The following is an 11,596-nucleotide window of genomic DNA, read 5'->3' as shown; positions in this document are numbered from 1 at the left end:
ATATTATGTGCTAGCATAAAAAACACACACAAGACCAGAATGAAATAAGAACCTTAAATTCAAAGGAGCTGAACATGGCGTTTTTTAATATCGACTTCATACCACAATACATTAAGATATTACTATTTTTAGCAGTAATATGGATTATTTGGATGAGAGTTCCGGATCTATCTTTTTTTATTCGAATATTCACTAAAATATTCAGATTGAATTTTACTGACGCGAGATTTAAAAAATATGACGACGACCTATACAACCTCCATTTATTCAAATTAATACATGGAATTAATGTGAGCTCCCTTGATGATGCTCTTATAGTAAACAATGCATTAAAGGATAAAATAATAAAACGAAAGTTGTTATGGTTTTCAGGCTATTTTGGCGAAGTTGGAGTTAAACGCGCACTTCGTGTGGATACTGTTTTCACTTCGCTAATAGCCTCTGTTTTTATTATTTTTAGTTTCGTGATGCTGCACTCACTTTCTAGTTTTAAGTATGGCTACGCTTCCTATTCAGATGCAAACACGCCAAAATTATTGATATCAACATATAACATTATTGACACAGGGAATAAACACTCCTACAACAAAAAGGCATGTTTGTCATTAAAAGAAAATGAACCACAAAACATAAAAAATGCTTGTAGTTATTTAACAACCTCTGATACCGATCTAAAAGAAGAGTTAAAGTACTACATATCTAAAGAGGGAAGAGATCTAAAGATAGCTATCACGTTCATTACAACCTTCTTCATATTGGGTTGCGTCCTACTTATTGGAGTTCGAAACTTTCGTAAACTTAATAACATTGTTTGCGACCTTAAAGAACTCAGTAAAAATTAGTATTTCTTTAGATTCAGATATCTCATATTTAACTCATAAGAAATAGAATAGTGGTTTCAATAAGTTGACGGTCACCGGTACTGAAGCCCAACAAAGAGCGGGCTTCGTACTGCACAGGTTTAGTGTGACGGTTCGGTTTATCCCGTAACCCTTCCTGATGGATCCGAGCAATTCTCTGCACTCTTCCGGCAAACTCAACCACCGCCGCATCAGGTGAGCCATTCGCTTTGAGGTAGCGAGTTGTACGCAGCTTAGCAAACATCTCACGCTTTACCCTGCCCTTTTTTCCCCGGATTGGCTGACGCTTTCGTGCTGCGTATGGCGTTCCATCCGGGGCTTTTTGCTGCTTAATGCGTTGCTGTTGGTTGGCTCGCAACTTTTTGGCTATTTCAGCGGCCATCTTGCGACGGCCAGCCGGTGACAGGCTGGCCAGCAGCCCGGATAACTTATCGTCAAAAGGTTTAAGCTCATTCATCCCATTTACTCACCAATTCACCCTGCAAATAAAGCTCCATTGGCCGGGCAACAGGCTCCGGTAACGGTGGCTCATCCAGTGGCGTGACGTTCAGCCTGCGGCCATCTTCTTTCACAATGGTGCGCTCCGTCAGTCGCAGGCTCATGCGCACATCGCTGGAATCATCGCTATTGATATCCGCCACGTAGGTGAAGCCGTTTTTTCGGCCTTCGTCCGTGGTCATGATGTCCGGCTGATGCTCACGCAACCACACATTGACCGGCACAATCAGCATGTTGATATCGCCGGTGTAATCCGTCACCACGATGTCCAGCGTGTAGCGGTTCTCATGCGAAAGCGACGCGGCCAGCGTGGCGTTAATTACGCCGCCGTCCACAAACAGCCGCAGCATGTCCGGGTTATCACGCAGTAACGGCACGGATTTAAAGAGCGCTTTTCTCAGGCTGGCGGGTTTCAACATCGTGTAACTCCTGACACTGTTTAACGGCTTCGATTTGCAGCGCACAGCTCACCAGCGCGCTCTCCAGTTGGCGAATGTCTTCGCTTAAATCACCGTTGGTTTTCGGGTGACTTTCCGGTATCGGGCAACTGCTGACTTTCGGACAGCCAACGTAAATAATCGCCGGGGTTGGTAAATTCGGGGCGCGTGTGCAGCCTGACAACGTCGTCAGGCAGAGCAGACTGATACCAGCGGCGCAGAGCTTCATTCTCATTAAGTAACCTCGTGATGGTCTGATTGCGGCGGCTGGCAAGCTGACCCGCTGCGGTGATTTGCTGACGCAGCACAACCTGCGCGCGCTCGTTACGCTGACCACTGGCTTGCAGTTCACTGATGGCCACGGCGTCAGCCGCAAGCGCCGCCTGCATCTGTACAATATTGCGGTTTGCGGTTGTGACTTTGTGGTTTGCCCATCGCCACCCGGCAAGGGACACCATCAGCGCGAGCAGTAACGCACCCAAGATAAATTTCATGATGCCCCCTTGAGGCAATGTTTGAGCTCACGCGCGCGCCGGTTCTCCAGTCCCTTATTTTTCACGCCGTTGACATACACCCAACGCGGGAGCTGCTGGCAGGCTTTTACCCACTCCCCACGCCGGATAAACGTCGCCAGCGTAGAGCCACAGGCTGCGCCGGTGCCGACGTTAAACGCCAGACTGACCACCGCGTCATACACCGGCTGCGGCATGGCCACCGGCATACACTTATCCACCGCGCGCTCGGTCATGATGATGTCGGTTATCAGGTTGCGGGCGGCGTCATGTTCGGTGATGGTATTCGCTGGTTTAACCCCCGCAGTGTGGCCGATGCCCGATGTCCATACGCCTGCGCTGCACTGATACGGACTCAGGCGACAGTCCTCAAGGTCAGCAATCAGTGCCAGCCCCTCATCAGAGGTTTTGACAAAGGAGTAATTGGGCATCAGTGCCGCCAAGACCAGCACCGCGGCCACACTGCAACGTTTAACGATTGAGCTCATCGAAAACCCTCCGGCTCAGGCCGTTACGCTCCAGCAATTTGTAACTTTTGCGGCGGTAATACCAGTTAACAAAGAACGTCCCCACCGCCACCGCTGCACCGACCAAAAAGGCGAAATCCTGCGGCGTCAGGGCACCGATGAAAGCCAGTAATGCCGCTAAGCAGTACGCAAAACCTGATGTGATTTTTTCCATTGTCAGTCCCATAGCTGGACGGTTTCAGAAGTTGGCGAGGCGTCAACGGTGGGTAAAATCACCACGGTGCCATGCGGTAGAATTTCACCCAGCTCAGCCAGCCCGAGATTAGCGGCAAGCACTGACTCAACCACGCCGACGGTGCGCCCGTAATGGCGATAACACAGGGCGTCGAGCGTATCGCCCTGCTGTGCGACAACCTGCATCAGAGCTGGCTCACCATGCCGCGCGCCTGACCTTGCAGGCGGGACACGTGCCAGCGCATATCCCGCCACTGGTCATCGACTGACACCTCCAGCGCGTCGGCTTTTTTGTCGCCTTTCGCGCTGGCGTCATAGCTGCGGTATCGCTCATAAATCACCGCAGTGGTCATCGCGCAGACCGCGCTCAGGTAGTGAAAACACTTCACGCTCTCACCGTCGAGCTGCTCGGCGGGCACCTCCGCCAGCGTTTTAAAACCCGCCTCAATCTGCACCTCACGGTAGGGATAAAGCTCAGCGTTGACCTCGGCCATCGCGGCTTTAATCGCGCGACGAAAGCGCGCAGGCGTGACGACGTGGCCAAGCCGGATGTTTTCACTCACCTGCTCCGGGTCAACGTCAGGGAAAAAAAAGGTATTGGTGATAACCGGACTCACCACCGCATCAGGCGGAATAACCAAGTCAGGAGGGATAACCACAGCGGAGCGCGCCGGGGCGGTGGTCACAACAATGTCCATTTCTCAAACCTCAAATAGGTGGACGGTGGACGCAGGCGTCAGACGAGGTAAAAACCTGCATCAGCCTGCGTGCCGTCCGGCGCGGGGCGCTTTTGGTTAACTGCCGGAGAGTGCGGTTTTACGTGGGCGGCCACGTTTAGCCTGCGGTGCTGCGGGCTTTGCGGCCTTGACCGGACGCCCGCGCTTAGCCGGTGTGGCTTTAGGCTTCACAGGTTCGGGCGCTGGCCGCAATTCTCTCTCCAGCCGTTCTATGTCTTTTTTCACACCGGCGGTGCTGTCGAGCTGCATCGCACGTTGCAGGTGGATCAGTGCCTGTTCAGGCTGGCCGTTATCACGCAATACCTGACCGGTAATTTTGTGCAGCTTGGCGCGCACCGGGTCGGGCATATCAAACGGGAGCGTCATATCAATGGCGGTCAGCAGGTCATCAACGCTGACGGGCTCACCGGCGCTGCGCGCCCGCATTGCCGCCATCGCGACATCTTCGGCAAACAGGTACGGCGCTGGGCGCTTGTTGTTGGGGACGGTTAAACCGTGTTTCAGCGCATAGCGCGCCATATCAAATGACCCGCGAATGTCTCCGGCATCCAGCGACCACTGGAGCATGGTCATCAGGATGTCGTCCTGACCGCCTGCGTCGCTGGCCAGCACACCGGCAATCCACGGCGCATACGATGGCAACATGTCTCGCTTGCGCCGGGCTTTGTCTTCCACGGAATAAATCAATTTTAGTATCTGGCGGTCTCCGCGCAGCTTCATCAGCATCTGGCCATAGGGCAGAGCCGAACGCAGCGGATCACTCACCCGCTGCGACGAGGCTTTTTCAGCAGAGACCCGCATCATGTGACGCTGTGCGGGGCTCAGCATGGTTTATGCCTCGGTTTCGGTATTAGTTTCGGTTGCGCTGTCAGCAACAGGGGCTGACAACTGGGAGGTCTCGGCAGGGGTGAAATCACCGAGCTGGATGTTTTCAATCATCGCCGCGCAGCCGTAGTCTTCGACCACGTAGTCAATTTTCAGTGACTCGTAGTTTTCGATGCGGTCGCGGCGCGCCACTTCTTCGATATGGCGACGGTGTGAGCTGTCCATAATGTAAATAGACAGGTTATCCAGACGGGTGATAAACAGGGCATTATCCGGGAAGTACGGGACGCGAACCGCGGGCAGGTTGCCGATGCGCTTCTGGCTGACGATGATGTCACCGGCCAGCTTTTCGCTGTTTTCCTGTGACTTGTTAATCAGCGGGAAATACTTATCGGAAAGCATTTTACGGCCACACACGACAACCAGATTCGGGTCTTCGGAGTGCCATGCGTCCAGCAGAAAATCGGTGGCATTCATGACAGCCGCGTCGATGTTTTCGAAATCACCGTTCTTACCGATGCGCACGGTAGCGGAGATTACCGCGCCGTCATCATCGGTGATTTTATCCATCACGCGCTCAGCCGCTTCGTTACGCATCTTTTGCAGCCAGCCCACCGCGACATCCTGCAACATCGGGTATTTGCTGCGGTCAGAATCCGCCGCGCGGCTTACACCATTGAAACCGGCCATGATGTAATCGAGCGCCTGACGCTTGGCGATAGCGTCACGCAGGCGGATCTGGAAGTCCTGATAACGCGCCCACAGGTCAAGCGTGTTGTAACGGATATGGAAATCGAAATTCACCTGCTCGCACTTGTAGTTACGCGAGGTCAGAGACTGGAAATCGGCGGTTTTACGCTCTTTGTCGCCGTCGGTGTTTGTCGTGCTGGCAATCGAGCCCGTCACGCCAAGGCCGATTTTTTCACCTTCCTGCTCATCCACCGGCACCATATTGATACGGGTCAGAAACTCGGATGACTCCTGCACGGTGGTGATGAGGGTCTGCGTGACCGACGGCTCTACGCTGAATTTATGGCTCAGGTCTTCCACATCAACGCCGTTGAGCTCGGCGACGCGGGACAGGTAGGCATTGAATTTAAAACGGGTATTTTTGCGCATATTTCTCTCTTCAGTTTTTCAGGAATTCAGGATTAACGCTGCCGGTCAGCAGTTGGTCATAAAGGTGCTGGCACCGTCCCCGCCGGGAGACACCGGACGTTTTGGCTGTTTAAAGCTTTCGGTGCCGTCGAGAGAGGATTGCAGGGAGGAAAGCGCCGTTTCACTGGCGGTGACCTGACCTTTTAGCGCGGTAATTTCCTGCGCCATTTCCGTGAAGCGCTGCGCGGTGGTTTCGCCTGCGGTTTGCAGTTCTTCGGCCACGATGGTGATAGCGCCCTGCACGTCAGAGAAACACGCGTCATCGCTGGTCTGTTTTGCTTTGAACATCCCTTTGATTTTTCCGGTCAGGCTGAAAATTGCGTTATCGGGTTGATTTTCGAATACCAGCTCAGCCTGTGTGGCCACGGAGAACAAATCATCAGGCTGATCTTTCTTACCGGCGAAGGGGTTGACCTTGGCGCGGGCGCTGAATTCCAGCATTTCAGTCCCGAGGCTTGCCGGGTCATCCGTGACGGCCAGACCGACCAGATAGGCTTTACCGGTGTTGGCGAAATTCGGGCGAATTTCCATAGAGGTATAAATTTTCTGACCGGCTTTAACCATTGCGGCCAGCTCGTCAGTGGGGGTCATCTTGGCAAACAACGCCCATTTACCATTGAGGATTGAGTCGTCATCAATCTGCTCTTCTTTCAGCTCGACCACATCGCCGAGGCGCTTAAAGTCACCGTTTGGCAGCAGCCCCCGGAAATGCTCCAGATTGATACGGCAACCGTAGACGCGCGGGTCAAATGACGCGGCCATTTGATGAATATCATTGGCGTCAATATCGCGCCCGTCGCAGGTATCACCCTCAACGCCGATACGAAACCATTGAGATACTTTCTTTGCCATTTTTCGCTGTCCTGTGTGGGTTAGGTTCGGAGCTTAGTTTCCCGACCTAACGCCCCAACGGCCAGCGGTTGCCGTCTGACGATCTATTACACAACAGGGGCTTGATGCAGTGATATGGCCGGTTGCGTAGCGTGACGCTCATCTATTCGAGCGGAGCTATCTATGACCGGGAACAACGCAGGATTAATCAGCGATCCACGCAGACAGGCTGCACTGCTTTACTGGCAGGGTTTTTCTGTCACGCAAATATCCGAAATGCTGACTCTGAAAAAACCGACAGTGCAGAGCTGGAAGCAACGGGAAAAATGGGACGATATCGCCCCGATTTCACGTATTGAAACCAGCATCGAAGCGCGAGTTATTCAACTGGTGATGAAGAGCAAAAAAGAGGGACAGGATTTTAAAGAGATCGATTTGCTAGGCAGACAGATTGAACGGCTGGCACGGGTTAACCGTTACATGGCCACCGGCAGTGAGGCGGACTTAAATCCGAACGTGGCAAACCGCAATAAAGGTGAACGTAAGAAGGTTGAGAAAAATGTTTTCTCTGACGAGGCGATCGCGAAACTTAGGGATATTTTCCTTGATGATGCGTTCGAATATCAGCGCGGCTGGCATCAGGCAGGCTTGCAGCATCGTATCCGTAATATTCTCAAGTCCCGCCAGATTGGTGCGACATTCTTTTTCGCCCGTGAGGCGCTGCTTGATGCACTGGCCACCGGACGCAACCAGATATTTATCTCGGCCAGTAAATCACAGGCGCATGTCTTCAAAAACTACATTATCGACTTTGCCCGGCAGGTTGATATTGACCTCAAAGGCGACCCGATACAGCTTTCAAACGGGGCGCGCCTGTTCTTCCTCGGAACAAATATCCGTACTGCGCAGAGCTACACCGGGAATCTTTATCTTGATGAATACTTTTGGATCCCGAAATTTCAGGAGCTGCGCAAAGTGGCCTCCGGGATGTCGCTGCATAAAAAATGGCGTACCACCTATTTCTCTACGCCGTCGAGCCTTGCCCACAGCGCCTATCCATTCTGGTCTGGAGAGCTATTCAACAAAGGCCAGCGCGATAAGAACAAGCGTATTCAGCTTGACCTCAGTCACAGCCATTTAGCCGCAGGGGTTAAATGTGACGATGGCCAGTGGCGGCAGATTGTGACGATTGATGACGCGCTGGCCGGTGGCTGCGACCTGTTCGACCTCGATCAGCTTTGTCTGGAATACGCGCCGTCGGAATATCAGAACCTGCTGATGTGCGAATTTGTCGATGATAAAGCGTCGGTGTTCCCGTTCGAGTCGTTGCAGAGCTGTATGGTGGATAGTCTGGAAGAATGGCCGGACTTTAACCCCTACGTTCACCATCCGTTTGATAATAATCCGGTGTGGCTTGGTTACGACCCGTCGGAGGCCAACGGCGGCGACAGTGCCGGTTGCGTGGTCATTGCCCCACCCGAACAGCCGGGCGGCATATTCCGTATTCTGGAGCGGCACCAGTGGCAGGGTATGGATTTTGATGCGCAGGCCAAGGCAATTGAGGCGCTGACGGAAAAATATAACGTCGAGTACATCGGGATTGATGCCACCACCGTTGGCCAAGGCGTTTACCAGCTCGTCAGGCAGTTTTACCCGGCTGCGCGTGAAATCAAATACACACCGGAAATCAAAACCGAAATGGTGCTGAAAGCCAAAAACACCATCCATCGCGGTTGCCTGCAATACGACGCTGGACACACCGATATCACCGCCTCATTCATGCCATTCAAAAGACCATGACCGCCAGCGGCGCTAAATCCACTTTCCGAGCCAGCCGCAGTGAAGAAGCCAGCCACGCCGACGTGGCTTGGGCAACCATGCACGTATTGATTAACGAGCCGCTGACAGCCGCCTCCGGCAGACAAATGAAATCCACCTTGGTGATGTACTGATATGAGCAAAAGAAACCGCAGGGTAAAAAAACTGACCACGCAAAATTACGCACCCAAAAGCGAGATTTTTCGCTTTGATGAACCTGCAACGGTCATGGACAGGCGCGACATTCTTAACTATCTGGAATGTATGAGTAACGGGAAATGGTACGAACCACCGGTGACCTTTTCCGGGCTGGCTAAAAGCTTTCGCGCCGCCGTTCACCACAGTTCGCCGATGTATGTTAAGCGTAATATTCTGGCAAGTACGTTTATCCCTCACCCGCTTCTGTCGCAGCAGCAATTTAGCCGCTACGCGCTGGATTACATCGTTTTTGGCAATGCTTTCATTGAAAAACGCCTCAGCATCACCGGTAAACTTCTCAAACTGGAGACCTCACCGGCCAAGTACACACGCAGGGGCATTGAAGATGATATTTATTGGTTTGTGGAGGACTTCACCGCCCCTCACGCTTTCGGTCTCGGGGGCGTATTCCATTTGCAGGAGCCGGACATCAATCAAGAGCTGTACGGCCTGCCGGAATACCTCAGCGCGCTAAACAGCGCGTGGCTCAATGAGTCCGCCACGCTTTACCGCCGCAAGTATTTTCTCAACGGCGCTCATGCAGGCTATGTCATGTATGTGACTGACCCGGCGCAGAACTCACAGGACGTGACCGCACTGCGCGACATGATGACCAAATCAAAGGGCTCAGGTAATTTTAAAAATATTTTCTACCATGCGCCCGGCGGAAAAGCAGACGCCATTAAAATCATCCCGCTTAGCGAAGTGGCCACGAAAGATGATTTCTTTAACATCAAGAACGCGACACGCGATGACCTGCTTAGCGCGCACCGGGTGCCACCGCAGATGATGGGCATCATACCGAGCAACACCGGCGGTTTTGGGGACGTTGAAAAAGCGGCAAAGGTATTTGTGCGCAATGAGCTGGTTCCGTTACAGGAGCGCATGAAGGAGATAAACGAATGGGTTGGAAAGGAGGTGGTCAGATTTACTGATTACGAGCTGTAAGCTCTGCCCTGCTGGATAAAGCCGCCGGAATATTGGCGGCTTTCCTATGCCCTAAAAGCCGTATTAACGCGCCTTGATCTGACATCATTCAATGTGATACTTCCAGCCATCAAGAAGGAAAAGAGTGGTGTCACCTCCCTCGAGATTACTAAAGTTTTTTCTGAGAATTGTCTGACGAGTCGTAAAGATAAGAAATATTGTAAATCGATCTGTATTTTAACTTAACCGTGAACGCGTTATGTTTGGCACTTAATACTTTGAAAAACTCTTCATATGTGCTTTTGCACTGAGATAGTGAAGATACCCCCGTGCCGAGTGTCAGGAGAATGTTCATTTCATCCAGCGATAACGAATCCCCCTTCCTTGGATTGCCATAAGCAAAACAGTCTTTATTAAAGCCAAAATAGCTAACGACCTGTACTAAAGCAGACGAGTTATCGCCTTCAATTTTCCTACCATTGAGGAAGTATTCAACATTTTCAACATATCCTTTTCCCATACCCGCGTTGTAAAGATAAAAACCGTACTCGTTCTTACCCGGTTCAACGGTTGGCACAAGGGTAATGTAAGGCTGAACTGAAATCTCGTAATTATTTTTTTGCAGCAAGCCCATATACACCGAAAGACCCAGCGCACAGAGCGCAATGAAGACACCGCACCCCGCGACAATCAGGCTGGTTATTGCAAGCCGATCACTACTTTCCATCTTATTCTCCTTTTTGTTTAGAACTTTTGACCTGCTCTCCATAAATTAACATACCGCAATGTAAGCAAAATCCGCTACTGGCACAAAGCTGACCGTCAGATTGGGTATAACCCGGAGCTAAAAAAGTGTCAGAATGCTCCAGAGCTAACAAGGTCAGGAGTGCCGCTGTATGAACCATTCCATATGCCTAACAGGCGCGCTCAGGGGCGAGAATGAATATAAAAAAGTGGGTATGCGCGCAATGCTATCCCCGCCACGCCTGCCCGCTTTATATGCTAGCTTTAATGCAGTCACGCATCTCAATGGAAGGCATGGCATTTAAGACCTACAATGGGGTTAGGAGATTCAAGAAAAAAATGCGAACTCATGCACTCAAATGCATCGGATTAAATATTCTAGCTGGAATAAAAAGCGACAGTATTAAGAAGTATACCCAGTAAATCAAAATTAATGGTGTGAAACAGACAATGAAATTTCTAAATAAAACATTAGGGCAAGGATGCATCTCCTTGCCCTAATAGTCAAAATCGACAGAATAATTATAACTTTATATACTCTGGGAAAAGTTCTTTTATTTGAGTTAAAATCTCGCTAGCATTACAATCACTACAAAGCTGCTGCCTATCTAAGTACTCATATAATGATTTAAAAAACTCCTTAGAAAGGTAGAAGTTATTTTCTAACATATCAATTGTAATTGGTATGATGTGAATGAAGTCTCTAATGATAGAAGATTCTACGATTTTTTTTATTTCTAATTCATAATCAGCCTTGGCGTCGAGCGTGCTTATATATTTCCTCCAAGCCTCCAAGTTCGCATCGCGATATGCAACAACATCAAATGAATCAACATCAATGAATCCAATCAACTTAGAGATATGAGTATCAAACCAATGCACAGGAACGTTTTTATTAACAGTAATATTCCAATTAATGATGAAGATATCTTTTTTAGATGATGAGTCAGTCATTGCCTCCAAAGTAGCAAGTACTATATTGAAAATTTCATATGCTTCTGCGATCAACACTTCGGAAGCTTTCATCCAATCGTCTTCAGTCACAGGTATATTTTTATCACAAGATTTTTTGGTCCAAGCAGAACAATCTTTGACTAACTTGAACTCTCTTGTACTTAAAGAAATATCAATATTATGCTGAAGAAACGTCCTGAAATTTTGCACAACCTTTTTGTGCTCTTTAAATTTTTTCTGTTCGTCTTCGCCCATAGATTTATTTATGGTATTTAAAGAAAGTTTTCCTGTCTCAAAGTAGATTGTGTATAGCCAAGATATTAATCGTAAAAATGACAGCTCTTTATTTATAAAATCGGGCTTAATGACGTTAGTTTTCTGAAAAAACAGCACCGA

15 protein-coding genes and 1 pseudogene are annotated in these 11,596 nt (G+C 50.1%); 3 read left to right on the top strand and 13 right to left on the bottom strand.

Going from position 1 to position 11,596, the window contains the following annotated elements; all coding sequences use genetic code 11:
• Positions 1-290: 290 nt before the first annotated feature.
• Positions 291-842: a hypothetical protein gene (locus J1782_RS00865; RefSeq protein ID WP_217152113.1), complete on the top strand. Its 552-nt coding sequence runs from the start codon at positions 291-293 to the stop codon at positions 840-842.
• 28 nt (positions 843-870) lie between these two features.
• Here the strand turns inward: J1782_RS00865 and J1782_RS00860 are convergent, their stop codons facing one another.
• From J1782_RS00860 to J1782_RS00815, 11 genes are all read right to left on the bottom strand, one after another.
• On the bottom strand, positions 871-1,317 hold the full coding sequence (locus J1782_RS00860) for a phage virion morphogenesis protein (protein ID WP_217152106.1): 447 nt from the start codon (positions 1,315-1,317) through the stop codon (positions 871-873).
• Complete coding sequence (locus J1782_RS00855) at positions 1,310-1,777, bottom strand: phage tail protein (protein ID WP_217152104.1); 468 nt, start codon at positions 1,775-1,777, stop codon at positions 1,310-1,312. The genes J1782_RS00860 and J1782_RS00855 overlap by 8 nt, the downstream gene beginning before the upstream one ends.
• Positions 1,740-1,979: an Rz1-like lysis system protein LysC gene (gene lysC, locus J1782_RS00850; RefSeq protein WP_254302875.1), complete on the bottom strand. Its 240-nt coding sequence runs from the start codon at positions 1,977-1,979 to the stop codon at positions 1,740-1,742. Before lysC ends, J1782_RS00855 begins: the two co-directional genes overlap by 38 nt.
• On the bottom strand, positions 1,867-2,289 hold the full coding sequence (gene lysB / locus J1782_RS26280; RefSeq protein ID WP_254302874.1) for an Rz-like lysis system protein LysB: 423 nt from the start codon (positions 2,287-2,289) through the stop codon (positions 1,867-1,869). The genes lysC and lysB overlap by 113 nt, the downstream gene beginning before the upstream one ends.
• Positions 2,286-2,795 (bottom strand): lysozyme, encoded by a 510-nt coding sequence (locus J1782_RS00845; RefSeq protein WP_217152090.1) that lies wholly within the window; start codon positions 2,793-2,795, stop codon positions 2,286-2,288. The genes lysB and J1782_RS00845 overlap by 4 nt, the downstream gene beginning before the upstream one ends.
• Positions 2,779-2,988, bottom strand: a complete 210-nt coding sequence (locus J1782_RS00840) for an HP1 family phage holin (RefSeq protein ID WP_217152074.1) — start codon at positions 2,986-2,988, stop codon at positions 2,779-2,781. The genes J1782_RS00845 and J1782_RS00840 overlap by 17 nt, the downstream gene beginning before the upstream one ends.
• 2 nt (positions 2,989-2,990) lie before the next feature.
• Complete coding sequence (locus tag J1782_RS00835; protein WP_217152072.1) at positions 2,991-3,194, bottom strand: tail protein X; 204 nt, start codon at positions 3,192-3,194, stop codon at positions 2,991-2,993.
• Positions 3,194-3,706 (bottom strand): head completion/stabilization protein, encoded by a 513-nt coding sequence (locus J1782_RS00830; RefSeq protein ID WP_217152070.1) that lies wholly within the window; start codon positions 3,704-3,706, stop codon positions 3,194-3,196. Before J1782_RS00830 ends, J1782_RS00835 begins: the two co-directional genes overlap by 1 nt.
• Positions 3,707-3,802: 96 nt before the next feature.
• Complete coding sequence (gene gpM / locus J1782_RS00825) at positions 3,803-4,573, bottom strand: phage terminase small subunit (RefSeq protein WP_217152068.1); 771 nt, start codon at positions 4,571-4,573, stop codon at positions 3,803-3,805.
• A gap of 3 nt (positions 4,574-4,576) precedes the next feature.
• A complete protein-coding gene (locus J1782_RS00820) occupies positions 4,577-5,689 on the bottom strand; it encodes a phage major capsid protein, P2 family (RefSeq protein WP_217152067.1) in 1,113 nt (370 codons plus the stop codon).
• A 45-nt stretch (positions 5,690-5,734) separates the two neighbouring features.
• The gene (locus J1782_RS00815) at positions 5,735-6,580 is read right to left on the bottom strand and encodes a GPO family capsid scaffolding protein (protein ID WP_217152065.1); all 846 of its coding nucleotides are present in this window, start codon (positions 6,578-6,580) and stop codon (positions 5,735-5,737) included.
• Between the two features lie 162 nt (positions 6,581-6,742).
• On the opposite strand from J1782_RS00815, the pseudogene J1782_RS00810 reads away from it, so the two are divergent.
• Positions 6,743-8,511, top strand: a pseudogene (locus J1782_RS00810) (terminase ATPase subunit family protein).
• Between the two features lies 1 nt (position 8,512).
• Entirely contained in the window at positions 8,513-9,523 is a 1,011-nt protein-coding gene (locus J1782_RS00805) for a phage portal protein (RefSeq protein WP_217152062.1), read from the top strand.
• A gap of 148 nt (positions 9,524-9,671) precedes the next feature.
• On the opposite strand, the gene J1782_RS00800 is transcribed toward J1782_RS00805, so the two are convergent.
• A complete protein-coding gene (locus J1782_RS00800) occupies positions 9,672-10,229 on the bottom strand; it encodes a hypothetical protein (RefSeq protein WP_217152060.1) in 558 nt (185 codons plus the stop codon).
• A 539-nt stretch (positions 10,230-10,768) separates the two neighbouring features.
• Positions 10,769-11,596 (bottom strand): hypothetical protein (locus tag J1782_RS00795; RefSeq protein WP_217152055.1); only part of this gene is annotated, 828 nt, incomplete at its 5' end.

This window comes from Rahnella sp. BCC 1045 (assembly GCF_019049615.1).
GTDB lineage: Bacteria > Pseudomonadota > Gammaproteobacteria > Enterobacterales > Enterobacteriaceae > Rahnella > Rahnella contaminans.
Note: the sequence above shows the minus strand (reverse complement) of the source record. Positions and strands in the feature narration are given on the sequence as shown.

Excerpts from the sequence above, each read along its gene's own strand:
- J1782_RS00860 (WP_217152106.1), bottom strand. The coding sequence starts at position 1,317 with ATGAATGAGCTTAAACCTTTTGACGATAAGTTATCCGGGCTGCTGGCC.
- J1782_RS00855 (WP_217152104.1), bottom strand. The coding sequence starts at position 1,777 with ATGTTGAAACCCGCCAGCCTGAGAAAAGCGCTCTTTAAATCCGTGCCG.
- lysB (WP_254302874.1), bottom strand. The coding sequence starts at position 2,289 with ATGAAATTTATCTTGGGTGCGTTACTGCTCGCGCTGATGGTGTCCCTT.
- J1782_RS00845 (WP_217152090.1), bottom strand. The coding sequence starts at position 2,795 with ATGAGCTCAATCGTTAAACGTTGCAGTGTGGCCGCGGTGCTGGTCTTG.
- J1782_RS00840 (WP_217152074.1), bottom strand. The coding sequence starts at position 2,988 with ATGGAAAAAATCACATCAGGTTTTGCGTACTGCTTAGCGGCATTACTG.
- J1782_RS00835 (WP_217152072.1), bottom strand. The coding sequence starts at position 3,194 with ATGCAGGTTGTCGCACAGCAGGGCGATACGCTCGACGCCCTGTGTTAT.
- J1782_RS00830 (WP_217152070.1), bottom strand. The coding sequence starts at position 3,706 with ATGGACATTGTTGTGACCACCGCCCCGGCGCGCTCCGCTGTGGTTATC.
- gpM (WP_217152068.1), bottom strand. The coding sequence starts at position 4,573 with ATGCTGAGCCCCGCACAGCGTCACATGATGCGGGTCTCTGCTGAAAAA.
- J1782_RS00820 (WP_217152067.1), bottom strand. The coding sequence starts at position 5,689 with ATGCGCAAAAATACCCGTTTTAAATTCAATGCCTACCTGTCCCGCGTC.
- J1782_RS00815 (WP_217152065.1), bottom strand. The coding sequence starts at position 6,580 with ATGGCAAAGAAAGTATCTCAATGGTTTCGTATCGGCGTTGAGGGTGAT.
- J1782_RS00805 (WP_217152062.1), top strand. The coding sequence starts at position 8,513 with ATGAGCAAAAGAAACCGCAGGGTAAAAAAACTGACCACGCAAAATTAC.
- J1782_RS00800 (WP_217152060.1), bottom strand. The coding sequence starts at position 10,229 with ATGGAAAGTAGTGATCGGCTTGCAATAACCAGCCTGATTGTCGCGGGG.